General features: G+C 71.2%; 17 protein-coding genes. 6 read left to right on the forward strand and 11 right to left on the reverse strand.

Features of this window, described 5'->3' with window-relative positions:
- Positions 1–3: 3 nt before the first annotated feature.
- The 4 genes from AB0B91_RS56590 to AB0B91_RS56605 all read right to left on the reverse strand — a co-directional run bounded on the left by AB0B91_RS56590 (position 4) and on the right by AB0B91_RS56605 (position 4,392).
- Positions 4–1,590, reverse strand: a complete 1,587-nt coding sequence (locus AB0B91_RS56590) for a Na+/H+ antiporter (protein WP_358340083.1) — start codon at positions 1,588–1,590, stop codon at positions 4–6.
- A 95-nt stretch (positions 1,591–1,685) separates the two neighbouring features.
- Positions 1,686–2,660: a Xaa-Pro peptidase family protein gene (locus AB0B91_RS56595; RefSeq protein ID WP_358340085.1), complete on the reverse strand. Its 975-nt coding sequence runs from the start codon at positions 2,658–2,660 to the stop codon at positions 1,686–1,688.
- Positions 2,657–3,568, reverse strand: coding sequence for an ABC transporter ATP-binding protein (locus tag AB0B91_RS56600; protein WP_358340087.1), 912 nt, complete (start codon positions 3,566–3,568; stop codon positions 2,657–2,659). Before AB0B91_RS56600 ends, AB0B91_RS56595 begins: the two co-directional genes overlap by 4 nt.
- Positions 3,565–4,392, reverse strand: a complete 828-nt coding sequence (locus AB0B91_RS56605; protein ID WP_358340089.1) for an ABC transporter ATP-binding protein — start codon at positions 4,390–4,392, stop codon at positions 3,565–3,567. Before AB0B91_RS56605 ends, AB0B91_RS56600 begins: the two co-directional genes overlap by 4 nt.
- A 109-nt stretch (positions 4,393–4,501) precedes the next feature.
- Here AB0B91_RS56605 and AB0B91_RS56610 point away from each other — a divergent pair, with 109 nt between their 5' ends.
- Complete coding sequence (locus AB0B91_RS56610; RefSeq protein ID WP_358340091.1) at positions 4,502–5,698, forward strand: transposase; 1,197 nt, start codon at positions 4,502–4,504, stop codon at positions 5,696–5,698.
- Between the two features lie 40 nt (positions 5,699–5,738).
- Here AB0B91_RS56610 and AB0B91_RS56615 read toward each other — a convergent pair whose 3' ends face one another.
- The 3 genes from AB0B91_RS56615 to AB0B91_RS56625 are packed head-to-tail and all read right to left on the reverse strand — an operon-like array spanning position 5,739 to position 9,258.
- Complete coding sequence (locus AB0B91_RS56615) at positions 5,739–6,614, reverse strand: ABC transporter permease (protein ID WP_358340093.1); 876 nt, start codon at positions 6,612–6,614, stop codon at positions 5,739–5,741.
- Complete coding sequence (locus AB0B91_RS56620) at positions 6,611–7,678, reverse strand: ABC transporter permease (RefSeq protein WP_358340095.1); 1,068 nt, start codon at positions 7,676–7,678, stop codon at positions 6,611–6,613. Before AB0B91_RS56620 ends, AB0B91_RS56615 begins: the two co-directional genes overlap by 4 nt.
- Before the next feature lie 2 nt (positions 7,679–7,680).
- On the reverse strand, positions 7,681–9,258 hold the full coding sequence (locus tag AB0B91_RS56625) for an ABC transporter substrate-binding protein (RefSeq protein WP_358340097.1): 1,578 nt from the start codon (positions 9,256–9,258) through the stop codon (positions 7,681–7,683).
- 107 nt (positions 9,259–9,365) lie between these two features.
- Here AB0B91_RS56625 and AB0B91_RS56630 point away from each other — a divergent pair, with 107 nt between their 5' ends.
- Complete coding sequence (locus AB0B91_RS56630) at positions 9,366–10,001, forward strand: Lrp/AsnC family transcriptional regulator (RefSeq protein WP_358340099.1); 636 nt, start codon at positions 9,366–9,368, stop codon at positions 9,999–10,001.
- 37 nt (positions 10,002–10,038) lie between these two features.
- Here the strand turns inward: AB0B91_RS56630 and AB0B91_RS56635 are convergent, their stop codons facing one another.
- Positions 10,039–10,383: a hypothetical protein gene (locus AB0B91_RS56635; RefSeq protein WP_358340101.1), complete on the reverse strand. Its 345-nt coding sequence runs from the start codon at positions 10,381–10,383 to the stop codon at positions 10,039–10,041.
- Positions 10,384–10,662: 279 nt separating this feature from the next.
- Here AB0B91_RS56635 and AB0B91_RS56640 point away from each other — a divergent pair, with 279 nt between their 5' ends.
- Positions 10,663–11,427 (forward strand): hypothetical protein, encoded by a 765-nt coding sequence (locus AB0B91_RS56640; protein ID WP_358340103.1) that lies wholly within the window; start codon positions 10,663–10,665, stop codon positions 11,425–11,427.
- Between the two features lie 17 nt (positions 11,428–11,444).
- Positions 11,445–12,008: a hypothetical protein gene (locus AB0B91_RS56645; RefSeq protein ID WP_358340104.1), complete on the forward strand. Its 564-nt coding sequence runs from the start codon at positions 11,445–11,447 to the stop codon at positions 12,006–12,008.
- Between the two features lie 58 nt (positions 12,009–12,066).
- On the opposite strand, the gene AB0B91_RS56650 is transcribed toward AB0B91_RS56645, so the two are convergent.
- The 3 genes from AB0B91_RS56650 to AB0B91_RS56660 form a co-directional block, all read right to left on the reverse strand.
- Positions 12,067–12,267 carry a hypothetical protein gene (locus AB0B91_RS56650; protein WP_358340106.1) on the reverse strand — a complete coding sequence of 67 codons (201 nt, stop codon included), beginning with the start codon at positions 12,265–12,267 and terminating at the stop codon, positions 12,067–12,069.
- Positions 12,268–12,419: 152 nt separating this feature from the next.
- Positions 12,420–12,914: a hypothetical protein gene (locus AB0B91_RS56655; protein ID WP_358340108.1), complete on the reverse strand. Its 495-nt coding sequence runs from the start codon at positions 12,912–12,914 to the stop codon at positions 12,420–12,422.
- Positions 12,915–13,348: 434 nt separating this feature from the next.
- Positions 13,349–14,227 carry a CoA-binding protein gene (locus tag AB0B91_RS56660; protein ID WP_358340110.1) on the reverse strand — a complete coding sequence of 293 codons (879 nt, stop codon included), beginning with the start codon at positions 14,225–14,227 and terminating at the stop codon, positions 13,349–13,351.
- 128 nt (positions 14,228–14,355) lie between these two features.
- On the opposite strand from AB0B91_RS56660, the gene AB0B91_RS56665 reads away from it, so the two are divergent.
- Both AB0B91_RS56665 and AB0B91_RS56670 read left to right on the forward strand, forming a co-directional pair.
- Entirely contained in the window at positions 14,356–17,358 is a 3,003-nt protein-coding gene (locus tag AB0B91_RS56665; protein WP_358340112.1) for a BTAD domain-containing putative transcriptional regulator, read from the forward strand.
- Between the two features lie 62 nt (positions 17,359–17,420).
- Positions 17,421–18,083 carry a M15 family metallopeptidase gene (locus AB0B91_RS56670; protein ID WP_358340114.1) on the forward strand — a complete coding sequence of 221 codons (663 nt, stop codon included), beginning with the start codon at positions 17,421–17,423 and terminating at the stop codon, positions 18,081–18,083.
- Positions 18,084–18,241 lie beyond the last annotated feature (158 nt).

Genomic DNA, 18,241 nt, shown 5'->3' on the forward strand with positions numbered 1-18,241 from the left:
CGGTCAGTGCAGACTCCGCGCGTCGAGCAGGCGCAGCACCCGGATGACCACTTCCGGGTCGGCGTTCGGGTCGCGTCGCGCGTCGAGCACCGCCTGGCGGGCGGCGGACATCATCTCCGACTCGACCCGCCTGACCGTGCGTACCCGCTCGGCGCGTTTCTCGTAGGCCGCGCGCCGCTCGGCATCGGCGGCCTCGGCGCTGATCCGCATGCCGATGTCCGTCATCCGCTTGGCGAGCAGCTCCACCACCTCCTCGGGCAGGTCCTCGGCCTCGTCGATCTCCTTGAGCCGCCGTCTGGCCGCGGTCGCCGCGCTGATGGCCAGCCGCCGCTCCAGGTCCCGCTCGGCCGCGGTGTCGGACTTGACGCCCAGCTTGGACACCAGCCAGGGCAGCGTCAGCCCCTGTACGACCAGCGTGGCCAGGATGACCGCGAACGCGATGAACACCAGCATGGCCCGCTGCGGGAACGGCGCCCCGTCATCCGTCCGCAGCGGGATCGCCAGGACGAGCGCCACAGAGGCGACGCCACGCATGCCCGCCCACCACATGACGACCGTCTCGCGCCAGCTCAGCGGCACCTCCGACTCGTCGTCCCCGGCCCGGCGGGTCTTCCTGGCCAGCCAGGCGGCCGGCAGCAGCCAGGCCAGCCGTACCACCACCACGACGCCCACCACGGCGGCGCTCCAGCCGAGCGCCTCGCCCAGCCGCCCGCCGAGCGTGCCGAACACGGTGTGCAGCTCCAGCCCGATCAGCCCGAACGCCACCCCCGTGACGAGCGTGTCGACGATCTGCCAGAACGTCGCCGAGGCGAACCTGCCTTTCACGTCGTCGGCGTCCGACATGTGCTCGCTCAGGTAGAACGCAGTGGTCAGGACGGCCAGCACCCCCGAGCCGTGCCACCTGTCGGCCAGCGCGTAGCTGACGAACGGCACCAGCAGCGACAGCCCCACCTGCAGCGTGGCGTCGCCGAGCACGGCCATCAGCCGACCGGCCAGCCAGCCGAGCGTCAGACCCACCGCGACCGCCACCACCGCCGACAGCACGAACTCGCCCAGCGCGCCCGGCCACCAGAAGACGCCGGTGACCGCCGCCGTGATCGCCACCTTGTACAGCACGATCGCCGTGACGTCGTTGAACAGACCCTCGCCCTCCAGCAGCGACACCAGCCGTCTGGGCAGCCCCAGCCGGCCCGCCACCGCCGTGGCCGCCACCGGGTCGGGCGGCGCCACCAGCGCGCCGAGCGCCGCCGCGGCCGCGATCGGCAGGCCTGGGATGAGCGCGTGCGCCGTCACCGCCACGACCGCCGTCGTCACGAACACCAGCGCCACGGCGAGCAGGAAGATCGGCCGCCAGTTCGCCGCGAACTGCCGCCACGACGTCCGCCGCACGGCCGCGTACAGCAGCGGAGGCAGCAGCAGCGGCAGCACGATGTCGGGCGGTACGTCCACGTCCGGCACGAACGGCAGCAGGGCCAGGACGATGCCGAGCAGCGTCATCAGCACCGGCGACGGCAACCCGAGCCGGTCGCCGAGCGGCACCGTGATCAGTGCGCCCAGCAGGATGAGCATGAGCAGCACGAACTGGTCCAAGACGCCCTCCGATGATCCCCCGAATCAGCCTAGACGGGTGGTCGGCCGAGCTCACGGACGGCCTCGGTGAAGCGTCAGCCGTGGGGGAGGCGGCGTCAGCGGTCGAGGACGTGCAGGGTGTGGTGGCCGGAGCCGAGGGCGACGGGGCCCTCCGCCGTCATGGCGACCACGTCGGCCACCCGGGCGCCGAACAGGTCCGGTACGTAGATCGCGGGCTCCAGGCACAGGGTCATCCCCGGTTCCAGCGGCGTGTCGTCACCAGGGACGACCCGCGGGCCCTCATCATGGCCCAGCCCCACGCCCCGGCCGAAGTGCGCGGCGGCGAAACGGCCGTACCCGCTGCCGTCGATCACGTCCCTGACCGCCCTGGCCACGCTCTCGGCGGCGGCCGACGGCCGTGCCGAGCGGAGGGCGGCGGCCCGCGCGGCGAGTACCACCGAGTACATGGCCTCGAAGTCCTCCGGCGGCTCGGCGACGGCGAACACGCGCGCCACCTCCGCGCAGTAGCCGTTCCATCGGCCGCAGAGCGAGACCAGCAGCGCGTCACCGGGGTTGATCACCCGGCCGCCGGGCTGGTGCGCGGGACGCGCGGTGTGCTCACCCGCCGCGACCCGCAGCGACAGGACCTCCTCGCAGCCGCTCTCCAGCAGCAGCCGCCGCAGCCGCGCGGCCATCGCGCCCTCGGTGGCGCCGAACCAGGCCAGCTCACGGGCCTGGCCGAGCACCGATTCGGCGGCCACGACGGCGCGCTGGACCGCCTCGATCTCCTCCGGCCGTTTGCGCAGCCGCAGCGGCGCCAGCACGGCCGTGGCCGGCACCAGCTCGGCCTCGATCGTGAGCCCGAACAGCTCGCGGACCCGCATCTCGGGGTCCACGCCGACCCGCCGCGCCGCGCGGGGCACGAGCGGGCCGGGATCGGCGGTCTCGGCGGCCGTGTCCAGGGTGACGACGAGGAACCCCTCGCCCTTCCCACCCAGGAACCTGAAGTCGGGTGAGGGCCGCAGAACCAGGGCGTCGACCTCGGCCTCGACCATGGCCGCCCGCACGGCGTCCAGGATGGGCTCGGTCACGTCGCAGGCTCGTGCAGCCAGCAGGCGACCGGTCCGAAGTCGGGTTCCTTGTCCCGGCAGACGTCCATGACCTGCGGGCAGCGCGGGTTGAACCGGCAGCCCCGCGGCGGGTGCGCCGGATCCGGCACGTCGCCGGGCAGCTCGGCGGGCAGCACGCCCATCCCGTCGGGCTTGGGGATGGCGCGCAACAGCGCCTGTGTGTACGGGTGCCGGGGGTTCGCCCACACCTCGGCCGTGTTGCCCACCTCAACGATCTTACCGAGGTACATGACCGCGATCCGGTCGGCGATCAGCCGCACCACCGACAGGTCATGGCTGATGAACAGCAGCCCCGCCCCCGAGTCCACGGCCAGGTCGCGCATCAGGGTGGCGACCTGCGACTGGGCCGACGCGTCCAGCGCCGAGATGGGCTCGTCGCCGATCAGCAGCCGGGGCCTGGCCGCCAGCGCCCTGGCGATCGCGATGCGCTGCCGCTGCCCGCCCGAGAACTCGTGCGGGTGCCGGCCCGCGACGTCACGCGGCAGCCCGACGCGTTCCAGCAGGTCGGCGGGCGCGGTGGCGGTGTCGCCTGACGTACGGAGGCCGTCGGCGATCTGGTCGCCCACGCGGCGGCGCGGGTTCAGCGACGCGTACGGATCCTGGAACACCATCTGGATGCCCGTCAGCTTCCGCTTGCGCAGCCCGAGCGGCGTGACCGGTTGCCCGTCGAACGTGATCGACCCCTCGGTGACGGGGTTCAGCCCGCAGACGGCGCGGGCCAGCGTCGACTTGCCGCAGCCGGACTCGCCGACCAGGCCGACGACCTCGCCGGGGCCGACGGACAGGCTCGCCCCGGCGACCGCCCTGACGATCGGGCGCCCGGGCGAGCGGTGCTCGACGACCAGGTCGTCGATCGCCAGCAGGGTCATGAATCCTCCGAACGGGGAGCGGGAGAGGGCTCGGCGTCGGGCAGTGAGGTCTCGGGCAGTGAGGTCTCGGGCAGCGAGTCGAGCAGGGAGCGGGTGTACGGATGGGCGGGTTCGCGCAGCACCTGGCCGCGCGGCCCCGTCTCCACGACCAGGCCGTCCTTCATCACGCTCACCTCGTCCGCCACCGCCGACATGACGCCCAGGTCGTGGGTGACGAGCAGCACGGCCAGCCCCAGCTCGTCGCAGAGCCCGCGCAGCAGCCGCAGCACCCCCGCCTGCACGGTCACGTCCAGCGCCGTCGTCGGCTCGTCGGCGATCAGCACCTTGGGGGAGCAGGCCAGCGCGATGGCGATCGCGACGCGCTGCCGCATGCCGCCCGAGAACTGGTGCGGGAAGCGCCCGTACGCCTCCTCGGCGCCGGGGATGCGCACCTTGCCGAGCAGCTCGACGGCCCGCCGCCGGGCCTCCCGCTTGTCGACGCCGAGGTGGTGGCGCATGTGCTCGGTGAGCTGTTTGCCGATCGTGAGCATCGGGTGCAGGCTCGTGGCCGGGTCCTGGAAGACCATGGCCACCTCGCCGCCGCGGACCCGGTTCAGCTCCTTCGGCGGCAGCGTGAGCAGCTCACGGTCGCCGAGCGCGATGCTGCCGGTGGTCCGCGAGCCGTGCGGCAGCAGGCCCAGGACGGCCAGCCCGGTCATCGTCTTGCCGGACCCGCTCTCGCCCGCCAGCCCGTGCACCCTGCCCTCCTGGAGCGACAGGTCCACGCCGCGAAGGATTTTCTTGTCGCCGATGGTCACCTTCAGATCGGTGATGTCCAGGGTCACCAAGCACCTTCAGCGTGGATGCCCCGTCCTTTAGGACAGGGAGGAAACGCGAAGCGGACAGACACTCTGGCTCCCGGTTTTGTCGGTGTTGATCTGTAGCTTGATCGGCATGTCCCGCTACCGGCTCCAGCCCACGCCTGCCCAAGAGGCGGCGTTGCTCGAGCATTGCGGGCATGCCCGGTTCGTGTGGAATCTCGCGGTCGAGCAGCATCAGCACTGGAAGGCGGGGGGCGCGAGCGCGCCCGGTTTCGCCGAGCAGTGCCGCCAACTGACGGAGGCGCGAGCAGAGTTCGCGTGGCTGCGTGCCGGGTCGATCATCGTGCAGCAGCAGGCGCTCAAAGACTTTGCGCAGGCGATGGCGAACTTCTTCGGCAAGACCCACAGGCGCCCGAGTTGGCGTAAGCGCGGACGGGGAGAAGGTTTCCGGATCGTGGCGGTCAAGGCGGGAGATGTGCGCCGCCTGTCCCGCAACGTGGGCGAAGTCAAGGTGCCCAAGGTGGGCTGGGTTCGGTTCCGCTGGTCCCGCAACATGCCCGAGGGAATGAAGTCGTATCGCATCACCTGTGACCGGGCGGGCCGCTGGCATGTCGCCTTCGCCGCGATCCCAAAGCCTATCCCCGCGCCGGGTACGGGCGAGGTCGTCGGAGTAGATCGGGGTGTCTGCGTGTCGGCGGCTCTGTCCACGGGCGAACTGCTGTCCGTGCCGACATACCACGGCACGGAGAAGGTGCGTCTGCTGCGGGTGCTGCGGAAGCTGGCCCGCGCACAGCGCGGGTCGAAGCGCCGCGTCAAGGTCAAGCAGGCCATCGCCAGGCTTAAAGCCCGCGAGAGCGACCGGCGCAAGGACTGGATCGAGAAGACCTCGACCGATCTGGCCCGCCGGTTCGACATGATCGCCATCGAAGACCTTCAGATTCGCAACATGACCCGCTCCGCGAAGGGCACCCTGGCCGAGCCTGGCAGGAACGTCCGCCAGAAGGCAGGGCTCAACAGGGCAATCCTCGCCGCCGGTTGGGGCCGACTCGCGGTCCGGCTGGAGCACAAGGCTCCGGGTCGTGTCCAGACGGTTAACCCGCGTTACACGTCGCAGACCTGCAACGCCTGCAAGCACATCGCCAGGGAGAGCCGCGAGAGCCAAGCCCCCTTCCTGTGCGTCGCGTGCGGGCACCAGGACAACGCCGACGTCAACGCGGCCAAGAACGTACGCGACACGGCGGCAGGGCATGCCGTTGCTGCGCGGGGAAGCTCGCCATTGGGCGGGCCCGTGAACCGCGAACCTCAACGCGACCTCCTCCTCGCGAGGTAGTCGCTGTTGAAATCCCCCGTCTTCAGGCGGGTGGAGGATGTCAAAGCGCACGCTCCTTGATGGCGCGGGCCGTACGGGGATCGAGGGCGTCCCGCAGCGTGTCGCCGAGGAAGTTGAAGGCCAGCACCACGGTCAGGATCGCCAGGCCGGGGAAGGTCGCCACCCACCAGCTGTCGAAGACCTCCACGCCGGAGGCCACCATCGCGCCCCACTCCGGAGACGGCGGCTTGGCTCCGAGGCCGAGGAAGGACAGCCCCGACAGCAGCAGCAGCGCGGTGCCGATGTCGAGCGTGGCCAGGACGAGCACCGGGCCCGTCACGTTCGGCAGCACGTCCACGCGCAGCGAGCGCCAGGCCGAGAAGCCCAGCAGCCGCCCGCTCAGCACGAACTCCCGCTCCCGCACACCCAGCACCAGCCCGCGGGTCACGCGGGCGTAGGCGGGCCAGGCCACGACGAGTACGGCCAGCACCGCGTTGGTCAGGCTCGCCCCGAGCGCCGCGGCCACCACCATGGCCAGGATGACCGTCGGGAAGGCGAACACCAGGTCCGCCACCCGCATGATCGTCTCATCCACCCATCGACCGAAATATCCGGCGCAGGCGCCGAGCAGGCCGCCGACCAGCACCGACAGCGCCACCAGCATCAGTGTCAGCGGGATCGACACCCGCGCGCCGTGCATGACCCGGCTGAGGATGTCGCGGCCGAGCTGGTCCGTGCCGAACCAGTGCCCGGGCCCGGGGGCCGCCAGCCGCGGCAGGTCCTGGGCCAGCGGGTCGTGCGGCGCGAGCACCGGCGCGGCCAGCGCGACCACCAGCCAGAGGATCGCGATCACGGCGCCGATGACGGCCAGCGGTTGCCGCCACGCGTGGGGGAGCCGCCCGGTCAGGCCCTTGCGGGCCAGGGGATCCCGTTTCACTGAAGCCTCACTCGGGGATCGATGACGCCGTACAGCACGTCCACGATCAGGTTGATGACGAGGTACACGACGCCGACCACGAGCCCGACGCCCATGACGGCGGGCAGGTCGAGGGTGGTGGCGCTCTTGTAGGCGTACTGGCCGACGCCCGGCCAGGCGAAGATCGCCTCGACCAGGACCGTGCCGGACAGCAGGCTGCCGAACGCCAGGCCCGCCACCGTGATGATCGGCACCAGCGCCGAGCGCAGCACGTACCGGAACAGGATCGTCCGGCCGGGCAGGCCCTTGGCCCTGGCGGCCCGCACGTAGTCCTGGCCGAGGACCTCCAGCACGGCGGAGCGGGTGAAGCGGGTGAGCAGCCCGATCGTGTACAGGGCCAGCACGAGGGCGGGCGTGATCAGGTGGCCGACGGCCGAGCCGAAGATGTCCCACCGGCCCGCGAGCAGCGCGTCCACGGTCTGCAGGCCGGTGACGGCCGGGGCCGAGCCCAGCGCCGCGTCGACCCTGCCGCTGCCCGGGGTGATCTGCAGCCGGTAGAAGAACACGTAGAACGCCACCAGCGCCAGCCAGAACGTCGGCACCGAGATGCCGATCAGGCTCAGCACCCGCAGCGCGTGGTCCGCCAGCCGGTCCCTGCGCAGCGCGGCGATCACGCCGAACGCCACACCGAGCACGAGCGAGACCAGGATCGCCGCCCCGGCCAGCTCCAGCGTCGCCGGCACGAACTCGGCCAGGTCCTGGCTCACCGGCCGATGGCTCTGCTGGCTGGTGCCGAGGTCGCCGTGGACGACGCCTTGGAGGTGCAGCAGGTACTGCTCCCACAGCGGCTTGTCCAGGCCGTGCTCGGAGCGCCACTGCGCGACGATGGCCGGGTCGCCCAGGGCCCGCTGACCCAGGTTCGCGGCCACCGGGTCGCCGGGCACCAGGTTCGTCAGCACGAACGTCACCAGCGTGATGCCCCAGGCCAGCAGGAGCGCCAGGAGGATGCGCCGGATCAGGAACCGGGCGAGGGGGTGCGCCCCGCGCCGCCGGGGCGCGCGGGGCGTGTCGTCCGTGGCGGACATGCTTACTTCGCGCCCAGGCGGGCGACGTCGACCGTCCAGACCGGGTGGTATTCAAGGCCGGTCACCGAGGCGGCCGTCACGATGTTCTGGCTCGGCTGGATCAGCGGGATGAACGGGCCCGAGGCGTTCAGCTTCGTCTGCACGTCGGCGTACGCCTGCTTGCGCGCGTCGTCGCCGATCGCGGTCGCGGCCTTCTCACCCGCGGCCTCGATCTCCTTGGCCGCGCCGGTCTTCCACCCGGCACGCAGGCCCACCGTCTTGCCCGGCAGGAAGGCCAGGTAGTCGCTGGGGTCCGGGTAGTCCGGGCCCCAGTACCAGAGCCCCATCTCCTCCTTGCCGTTGCGGTAGTTGTCCAGCGCGGTGGTGACCGGCGCGGGCTGCAGGTCCACCGTGATGCCGACCTCCTTGAGATTGGCCTGGATCCGCTCGGCCAGCGGCTGGAACGACAGGCCGTTCACGGTCAGCTCGCTCGGGTACTCCAGCTTCACCGTGGGGTTGGCCACGCCGCTCGCGGCCAGGGCCGCCTTGGCGCCCTCGACGTCGCGCTTGGCCGCCTGGTCGGCGGGCAGCGCGCCGAGCAGCTGCGACGGGATCACGCCGGGCGCCTGCGTGGAGCCCTCACCGGCCAGCTCCAGCAGACCCGTGTAGTCGACGCCCTTGCGCACGGCCTCGACGAACTTGGCGTTCGGCGTGGTCTTGCTGACCTTGTCGTCCTGGTTGGCCAGCAGGAAGATCACGTTGGCCGAGGCGGTCTTCTTGACCTGGAGGTTCGCCGGCATGCCGGTCACCTGGTCGCCCGACAGGTTGAGCGCCACCTGGCTGTCGCCGCGCTGGACGTTCAGTTTCTGGGTGGCGGCCTCGACGTTGCGGATGACGACCTTGTCGTAGGCGGGCTTGGTGCCGTAGTACTTCGCGTTCGCCTTCAGCACGACCTGGCTGCTCACGTTGAACGACTCGATCGTGTACGGGCCCGACCCGGCGGCGGCCGAGTTCAGGTACTGCTCGGCCTTGTCCTGCGCGTCCGCGGTCGCGCCATGCTGCTTGGCGAGCTTGCTGTTGATGATGCCGAGCGCCGGGTTGGGCAGGATGAACGGCAGCGCGGGGTTGGCCGCCTTGGAGGTCAGCGTGACCGTCGAGTCGTCCTTCTTGTCCACCTCGACGCCGTCGAGCAGGAACGACGGGGTGCCCTTCATGTCCCGCACCCGGGTCAGCGAGAACACCACGTCGTCCGCGGTGACGGGGGAGCCGTCGGCGAACGTCGCGCCCTGCTTGAGCTTGAGCGTGAGCACCTTGCCGTCCTTGGACAGCTCGTACGACTCGGCCAGCGCCGGGACCGGCTTGGTCACGTCGGCGCCCTCGAAGGTGAGCAGCGTCTCGTAGATCGCCTTCTCCACGAACAGGCCCGTCGGCTCGTACGTACGCCCGGGGTCGGCCGTCTTGAGGTCGAAGGAGGTGTCGATCACCAGGGTCTTGCCGCCGCCACCTTGGGCGGCGGGGGTCTGGGAACCGCCGCTTCCGCAGGCGGCGAGGGCGAGTGCACCGGCGAGCAGCACAGCCGCCGTCTGCGAGCGGGTCGCCATTGAGTCCTCCAGTTGGACGATTGGCCGAAAGATGCCGAGGATTGTCCGGCAGAACGTCCAGGCGCTGTGCGGTCGCTGAGACGTATATAAATAGGCCGGGGGTAACTATGAGTGAAATTTCCAGAAATGGTGCCGGTGCTGGTGGTCAGCCTGGACGGATCGGCATCGGCCTCGAGCTCGACGCGGTCCATATGAAGATCCTCGAGGTCCTGCGGGAGAACGGCAGGATCTCGGTCTCGGCACTGGCCGAGCGGGTGGGCATCTCCCGGGCCAACGCGTACACCCGTTTCGAGGCGCTGCGTGCCGACGGCGCGATCAAGCGGTTCACCGCCGAGATCGACCACGTCAGGACGGGGCTCGGCATCACCGCGCTGATCTTCGTGACCGTGCGGCAGCAGATGTGGAAGCAGTTCAGGGCGGAGCTGGCCAGGATGCCCGAGGTGGAGTACTGCGCGATCACCACCGGCCAGCACGACGCGATGATCCAGGTGCGGATGTCTGACGTGGCCGAGGTGCACGCCATGGTGACCGACCGGCTGGCCAACATCCCGGCCGTGAAGGCGACCGAGACTGTCTTCATCCTGGACGAGGTGCTCAGGCGGCCGTACGTGCTGCCCAGCGACCGTGACAAGGCCCGTCCGGTACGGCGGGCGGCCCAGGAGGCCCCCGGCGACGTGCCGCTCGGCAAGATGCGCTTCGTCGGCGCCGCGGAGGGCAGGGCCGCCCTGCGCAAGGACGGCTGACCTGGCATCGGCCGGGCCTTCACCGTGCTTTGGGCGGTCAGGGGGTGACGACCTCCGTGCACACGCTGACGTGCCGGGTGTCGTCGCCCTCGAACTGGAACTCCTCGATCAGGCGCAGCCGGCCGTCGGCGTCGGTCTCGATACGGCTGTTGCTCTGGCCGCCCGCCTTGCCGCCGGCCTTGAGCGCGTGCGCGTAGGCGATGGAGACGACGTCGCCGTCCCTGGTGCCGACGAAACGGCCGTGCGCGACGGTGTCGCCGGTGTAGCTGCCCCACACCACCCCGTCGGCCTCCCAGTAGTCGAACTCGGTGGGCCGCTCCAGGTCCACCACGCTCGCCGTCGAACTCACCATCACGAATCTGCGGCCGTTGAGAAGGTTCACGCCGCCCATGGTCCCGATATTTCATGACACGGAGAGTCAGCCTGGACATTTCTCTCCCCGCGCCATGATCTCGTCGGCGATCCGTCCAGCCGCAGGGGCTACGAATCGGGACTTGTCACGAATCCGGCTCTTGAGTGCCGGACTGACCGGTGACCTCACCTTCGCGCCCGGCCGAGACCATTCGGTGACGTCCTGTACCGCAATGTATCCCCTGAGTAGCCGTGCTATCTGTGATAGTAATGTCACGCTCAGTGTCCGGTGGGGATTGGGGAGATCCTTATGCTGCAATACATCATCGCGGCCGCGGCCGCGGTAGGCGTGGTAGCTGTCGCCGCCACGCTGTTCCGGCTCGCGAAGAAGGGCAGCGACGACAACGACGCCGGCGGACCGTCGGCCGGGCACGCGGGCGCGATGCTGTCCGCCATGTTCCTGCTGGTCTTCGCCATCGCGATCATCGTGCCGTGGACCACCGCCGACACCGCCGCCCAGAACACGCAGACCGAGAGCCAGGCCGCGGTGGAGGCCTACTGGTCGGCCTCCGGCCTGCCCGGCACCGCCCCCGCCCTGGTACGCGCCGGCCTGCGCGACTACATCACGTTCATCGTCAAGGACGAGTGGCCCGTCATGGAGCGTGGCTCGATGGACCCCGTCGGCACGGAGCGGCTCGACGCGCTCCGGGCCCGCGTCGACGCGCTGCAGGTGACCACGGACCAGAAGGAGGCCAGGACCGCGGTGCTCGACCACCTCGCGGCGATCGCCGCCGCCCGCGCCCAGCGCACCGCCGACGCCGCCGCGACCCCACCCGACGGACTGCTGGCCCTGACGATCGTCACCGGCCTGCTGGTCGTCCTGTTCCCGTTCCTGGCCGGGGCCAGGCCGCGCGGCCTGGCGCTCCTGCCGGTGGTGGCGATGGCCGCGATGCTCGGCTTCGGCATCTACCTCACCTGGGACATCTCCCACGCCTTCAACGGCCCGCTGGCCGTGGAGCCTGGGGCGTACAAGAGCGCGCTGCAGGAGTTCGCACGGATTTCCGGAGGCGTCTGACCGTGGGCGCCTGGCGCATGCCACTGCTCCTCGCGGGCACGCTGTTGGCGCTGTCCGCGGGCGCTCCCGCCGCGGCCGACCCGGACCCCGGCGACTCGACCGTGAGCGTCAGCGCCGACGTGGCCGTCTGCGTGGACGTGCCACTGGTGAGTGTGCACATCGGACGATGCGGGTCGCCGGCCGCGAACCCGCCGCCCCAAGCCGTCCCCAACCCACAGCCCGGCGTCACCCTGAACCCGCGACCCGTCGCCACTCCGAAGGCGACGCCCAGGGTCCGGGTCGTGATCACTCCCCGCCCCGCGAAACCCAAGCCGACCCAGCGACCGACCTCTCGTCCGACCCCCAACCGGGTGCGGGTGCCCGCTGTCGTACCCGCGCCCGTCCGGGCCAAGCCGACTCCGAAACCGAAGCACGAACCGACGATCAAGCCGACCCCCAAGCCCACGGTGACCTACGTCCGCGCCAAGCGCGCCGTGCCGCCGCGACCGCGGAAGAACCCGCTGGGCACGGTGCTCTTGATGGTGGTCTTGACGACGGCCATCGCCTCTACCACTGCTGTGGCGTTCGCAGCCGTACGGTAACCCTCGCTGTCCGCGCCACCAGGCGGTGGCGCGGATGGCCCAGCTCAGCCGACCCGCTTCACCCGGCGGCCGGAGCGCCGTAGACGCCGAGTTCGTAGATGCCGCCACCCGAGGAGCTCGAGCCGTTGCTCGGGCGCTCACCGCGCTCGGGGGCAGGGAAGTACGTGGTCAGGGCGGTCGTGTGGTCCTCCAGGCTGGTCCAGCCGCTCGGATCGGTGGTGTCGGCCGAGTGCTCAATCTTGTACTTGTAGCCGGACAACTGCCTCTTCCCCCTGAGTCACCCGACGCCTCCTGGGCCCGAGCGTCGCGCACCGACGGCCCTTGCAGGAGCAGCTACCGTGAACGGCGGGACCATGATCATTCGATTGGGGTCTCAACACCAAGCCGCAAACTCAGCCTTAAAGTTCTCTATCATATTGTCCCTTCATATACACTAAGGTATACGAGCGATTCCTCCTTGGCGGAAGCCTTCTTAAGTTGCTCCAGAACTTCTGGCTTGTCTTCGAAGTACGCAGGATTAAACGGACGCAGAGTCGCGTACGTTTCGCCCCATCGGGCGGATTCCATCAACACGATTGTCGGCCGGTTCTGCGCTTTGATCAGCCACTTACGGGCTGCCAGTAGATCGGCCGCCTTGTCGAGCGCCGCTCGGCCGCTTGTGGCCCCGACGTCGATGACGAGGTCTCGCGCGACCTGTGTCCTGCCGTCTCTCTCGCTTTCGTCACTGGCCTCCGCCCGCACCTCGCCTATTCCGCGAACGTCGTTGAGAGCGGCGGGATCGACCCGCATTGTCACTGAGGCCGGTGGTGACACGCACCCCGAAGCCATGAGGACCGCACCGAGGGCGGTGGTGGCGATCCGGCCGATGCGGGCCGCCTGCTCCGTGAACGCTACTCTTAATCGCACTTGTCCCAGCCTACGCGATTGCACTCCCCATATTCGTCGGCTGCGTTACCGGGCTTCGGCCACTCCAGTATTTGGTTTCGGCGCTTAATTCCGATGGCGCTGGTCGAGCCGCCGAGCGCCTCGTCCGCAAAACCGCTTTCCGCCTACGCGCGGAAACGTTCGCTATTGAGCGTCGTATTTCCGGATGCGGGGTTGTCCACCCATACCCCGGAGCGGCCACCTGAGGCGCTGAAGGTGCTCATCTCCGAAGGCCACGCTGTCGCTCGATCCGGCTCGGGTGCTTATGCCCGTCTGCCCCGGGAGTCGCAACGGCTGATCCCGCGCGTGGCATTGTGCGACGCCGTACGGCTCGCCGTTCAGGCAGGACATGGAGCGGCAGGGCCGTGAGGCCGGCTGGGCCTACGATCCAGGCCTCACCAGAGATCCGCGACCGCCTAGCTAGCGCGGCGCAGCGCCCACTCGACTCCCGGGCAGCGGTCCATCACGACGTCGAGGCCCGCGTCCAGCGCACGCTGGGCGGCGGCCTCGTCGATGACGCCGAGCGGGAGCCAGACCGCCTTGACGCCGGCCGCGATCGCGTCGTCCACCGACTCCCCGGCGTCGCGCGAACGCCGGTACACGGCCACGATGTCCACGCTGTCCGGAACCTCGGCCAGCGACCGGTATCCGCGCTCACCCAGAACCGTCTCGGCGTTCGGGTGAACCGGGATGATCCGCCTGCCCCTCGACTGGAGCAGGCGGGCCTGGTCGTAGGCCGTGCGGTCCGGGTTGTCCCTGAGACCCACGAAAGCCCACGTCTGCGCCTGGCTGAGCAGTCGCCGGATGACAGCCACGTCCGCGAAACGGTTCTCCATGCAGGTGCGAACACGGGCCGCTCGCCGAAGCTTCCCCCGGTCAGTCCCGATCGTCCAGCACGCCGTACGCGGAGGACCGGAAGAGGAACGAGGCCCAGGAGCGGTACGGCCGCCATGCGTCGGCCAGCCTCCGGTACGCGTCCTCCGGCAGCCCGTACGCTTCGCGCAGGATCCCGAACAGCCGCGGCTCGTCGCCAGGGAACGCGTCCGGCGCGCCCGCCCCCTGATCAGGATCAACCCGGCCGAGAACGGCCCCGCCCCCGGCATGGCGCGCAGCTCGGCCAGGGCACCCTCGGGGCCGAGCGAGCGCAGGTGCTCGGTGGTGAGCACGCCGTCGAGCACCGCCCTGGCCAGGCCGCGCAGCCACTCCTGCTTCTGCGCGGGCAGCCCGAGCCCGCCCGCCTCCAGCAGGCTCACCGGCGGCGGGAAGGCCGCGAACTCCTGGCCGTCCACCGTCACCTTCGCGCCGTATCCGTCGGCGATGCGCTGCTTGATCTGACTGACCGATTTCCTCCTCGGGGCGGTGGCGTACGGGGTCCCGCGGTGTTATCACTGCGGGGACAAGGTCACCGCCCCGAGGGGGATCAGTGGAGTTCCGTCTGCTCGGCCCCGTCGAAGCCTGGGACGGCGGCAAGCGCCTGGCGCTGGGCGGCCCGAAACCCCGCGCCCTCCTGGCCGCGCTGCTGCTGGCCGACGGGAAGGTCGTCTCCAGTGAGCGGCTCGTGGACGTGCTGTGGGGCGACGACCCACCGCGCAGCGCCTCCGCGCTCGTCCAGACGTACGTGTACGGCCTGCGCCGCACGCTCGCGGACGGCGGCGAGGCGGAGGTGATCGAGACCAGGCCGCCCGGGTACGCGGCCCGGTTCCAGCCCGGCCGGCTCGACGTGGAGTCGTTCGAGCGGATGGTCGCCGAAGGCCGGCGGCACGCGGCGGACGGTGGGCACGACCGCGCGGCCGAGAGCCTGCGCGCGGCGCTGGCGCTGTGGCGCGGATCGGCGCTCGGCGGCATCGGGCACGTGCTGCGCGGCGAGGCCGCCCGCCTCGACGAGACGCGGCTGCTCGTCCAGGAGGAGCTGCTTCACGCGGAGCTGACGCTGGGCAGGCACGCGGAGGCGGCCGGCGAGCTCACCGAGCTGGTCCGCCTGCACCCCACCAGAGAGCGCCCCCGCGCCCTGCTCATGAGAGCCCTGTACCGGCTGGGCCGCCAGGCCGACGCGATGGCGGTCTACCACGAGGGCCGCAAGGCGCTGGCCGACGAGCTGGGCGTAGATCCCGGCCCCGAGCTGCAGGAACTGTACGAGGCGGTGCTGCGCGCGGACCCTGCCCTGGACCCCGCTCCGGCGCTGCCCAAATCACAGCCGGTCCCGGCGCACCTGCCCCGCGGGGTCGCCGACTTCACCGGCAGGCAGCGCCAGCTCGCGGAGCTGACCGCCCTGCTCGGCGCCCCCAGCGACACGGTCACGGTGTGCGTCATCTCCGGCAAGGGCGGAGTCGGCAAGTCGACGCTCGCGGTGAAGGCCGCCCACCAGGCGTCCCCGGCCTACCCCGACGGGCAGCTCTACGCCGACCTGCGCGGCGTCACCGGCTCTCCGGCCCCGGCTTTGGAGGTGCTCGGCCGTTTCCTGCGGGCGCTCGGCCTGCCGCCGTCCGCGATTCCGTCGACGGTGCCCGAATGCGTGGACGCCTACCGCAGCGCCCTGCACGGCCGGCGGGTGCTCGTGGTGCTCGACGACGCGGGCTCCGAGCAGCAGGTACGCCCCCTGCTCCCGGGCAGCCCCACCTGCGCCGTGCTGATCACGGCCAGGCGCAGGCTCGCCGGCCTGGACGGGGTGCGGGTGAGCGACCTCGACGTCTTCGACACCCCTGCGGCAGTGGACCTGCTCGCCCGCATCGCCGGTCCTGAGCGCGTACGGGCGCAGACGGAGGCGGCCGGGCACATCGTCCGCCTCTGCGGTCATCTGCCGCTCGCGCTGCGCACGGCGGGCGCGCGGCTGGCGGCCCGCCCGAACTGGCCGCTCGCGACGCTGGCCGGACGGCTGGCCGACGAACACCGCCGCCTGGACGAGCTCACCGCCGGCGACCTGGAGGTACGGGCCAGCGTCGCGCTCAGCTACCGGGGGCTCGACGAGGGAGCGAAACGGGCGTTCCGCCTGCTCGGGCTGCTGGGCGTGCCCGACTTCGCGTCCTGGGTGCCCGCGGCGCTCCTGGACGTGCCCGAGACCGAGGCCGAGGAGGCCGTCGAACGCCTGATGGACGCCCAGCTCCTCGACGATGTCGCCGTGGACGCGGCCGGGCAGGCCCGCTACCGCCTGCACGACCTCCTGCGCGTGTACGCGGCCGAACGCGCCGAGGCCGAAGAGCCGCCCGAGGAGCGCGCGGCGGCCGTGAACCGCGCCCTGGGCGGCTGGCTGTGGCTGATCACCCGGGCCGCCGCCGCCCGGCCGCCGGGCGCGCTGACGCTGCGGCGCGAGTACGCCATGGCCAGGCCCGTCGACGCGGACGTGGCCGACCTGGTCACGTGGTTCAGCGCCGAGAGCCCCGCCCTGGTCGTCGCGGTGGAGCGGGCGGCCGCCATGAACCTGCACGAGGTGGCCTGCGAGGTGGCCGCCGCCCTGTGCTCCTCCTCGTTCTCCGTGGACACCCGTTTCGAGGAGTGGCGGCGTACGCACGAGTCGGCGCTGGGCGCGGCACGGCGGGCGGGCGATCCGCTGGCCGAGGCGACGCTGCTGGTGGGGCTCGGCCAGCTCCGCTACCGGCAGGACCGCTATCCGGAGGCGCAGGCGTTCTTCCGCCAGGCGCTGCCGTTGCTGCGCGCGGGCGGCGACGCGCACGGGCAGGCGGTGGCCGTCGCCGGCATCGGCAACGCCTGCCGCGAGCTGGGCGACCTGGCCGCGGCGCTGGCCCACCTGCGGGACGCGGCGGAGGTGTTCCGCTCGCTCGGCGACGACGCCGCGGTCGGATACGTCAAACGGCTGGCCGGATCGGTGCTGCTCGAACAGGGTGAGATCGCCGCCGCCCGCGAACTGCTCGACGACGCCCTGGCCGCCTTCCGCAGGCTGGGCAGCAAGCGCGGCGAGGGGATCACGCTGCGTACCATCGGCCTGGTCCATCGGGCCGTCGGCGAGTTCGGCCGGGCCGAGGAGCTGTGCGCGCGGGCGGTGGCCCTGCTGCGTGAGGCGGGCGACCCGCTGATGCTCGCGTACTGCGTGCAGGCCCTGGCCAAGACCCGCATCCGGCTCGGCGGCGACGCCGGCATCCTGCCCGAGCTGCGGGAGGCGATGGAGGTGTGCGAACGGAACGACGACCGGTTCGGGATGGCGCTCGTCGAGCGGACCGTCGGCGAGCTGCACCTGGCCCACGGCAGGCACGCGCAGGCCGAGGAGCATCTCGGCCGGGCCGTCGCGCTGTGGGACCGGCTGGGGCTGCCGCTGTTCCGCGCCCGCACCCTGCGCGACCTGGCCGCCGCCCGCGAGGCGGCCGGGGACGCCCCCGCCGCCGCCTCCATGCGAGCCGCGGCGCTCGCCGTCTTCGCCGAGTACGGCACCCGCGAGTACGGCGAACTGCGCTCGTCTGGTGCTTTTCTGGAGTGAATTTGGAGTGCCCTCGCTCAACGTCCTCCTAAACAGCCCCTTTTCTGTGCAAGGAGAGCGTCGTGCCGGACATCATCCTCATGTCAGACCCCAGAATCAGCGAGATCCCCGTCGAGGATCGCGCGGAGCCGCTGGCAGACTTGCGCACCGTCCCCGGCCTGCGGCTGGACCAGCGGATGGCCGACCCCGGCGGAGCGTACGCGCACGTCCGCCAAGGTCACGTCGAGCGCCTCCTGCGCGCCCAGAACGGCCTGCCCGACGGGCTGCGGCTGCTCGTGGTCGAGGCGTACCGGCCGCCCGCGCTGCAGGAACTGTACTTCCAGCGGTACGCCTCGCAGCTCGGCGCGGACAACCCCGACTGGTCGCCTGAGCACGTGTACGTGCAGGCCAGCCGTTCCCTGGCGCCGCCCCACATCGGCCCGCACGTATGCGGCGCGGCGGTGGACCTCACGCTGTGCACCGGCGACGGCGCCGAGCTGGACATGGGCACCGAGGTGAACGCCAGCCCGGAGGAGAGCGACGACGCCTGCTACACGGCCGCGCCGAACATCTCCAAGCACGCCCGCGCCAACCGGGAGATCCTCATCGGCGTCATGTCCGCGGCCGGGTTCGTCAACTACCCGACGGAGTGGTGGCACTGGTCGTACGGCGATCGTTACTGGGCCCTGACCACCGGCGCTCCCGCGGCCCTGCACTCCCTGATCGAGTGGTCGCCGCGTACATGAGTTCGACCGCCGCGGTGATCGATGATCACCGCGGCGGTCGCGTGTGGTGAGGACCTTAGATCGGCTTGGTACGGAACTGGTCCCAGTTGCCCGCTCCGGAGTCCCAGGTCATGGTGGGGGCGTTGAAGCCGCCTGTTTTGGCGGTCCAGGTCCACAGG

Source organism: Nonomuraea sp. NPDC049141, from assembly GCF_040648415.1.
Lineage (GTDB): Bacteria > Actinomycetota > Actinomycetes > Streptosporangiales > Streptosporangiaceae > Nonomuraea.

Bases quoted from the DNA above. Each gene is read 5' to 3' on its own strand.
- AB0B91_RS56600 (WP_358340087.1), bottom strand. From the start codon at position 3,568: ATGACCCTGCTGGCGATCGACGACCTGGTCGTCGAGCACCGCTCGCCC.
- AB0B91_RS56610 (WP_358340091.1), top strand. From the start codon at position 4,502: ATGTCCCGCTACCGGCTCCAGCCCACGCCTGCCCAAGAGGCGGCGTTG.
- AB0B91_RS56620 (WP_358340095.1), bottom strand. From the start codon at position 7,678: ATGTCCGCCACGGACGACACGCCCCGCGCGCCCCGGCGGCGCGGGGCG.
- AB0B91_RS56625 (WP_358340097.1), bottom strand. From the start codon at position 9,258: ATGGCGACCCGCTCGCAGACGGCGGCTGTGCTGCTCGCCGGTGCACTC.
- AB0B91_RS56630 (WP_358340099.1), top strand. From the start codon at position 9,366: ATGAGTGAAATTTCCAGAAATGGTGCCGGTGCTGGTGGTCAGCCTGGA.
- AB0B91_RS56640 (WP_358340103.1), top strand. From the start codon at position 10,663: ATGCTGCAATACATCATCGCGGCCGCGGCCGCGGTAGGCGTGGTAGCT.
- AB0B91_RS56645 (WP_358340104.1), top strand. From the start codon at position 11,445: ATGCCACTGCTCCTCGCGGGCACGCTGTTGGCGCTGTCCGCGGGCGCT.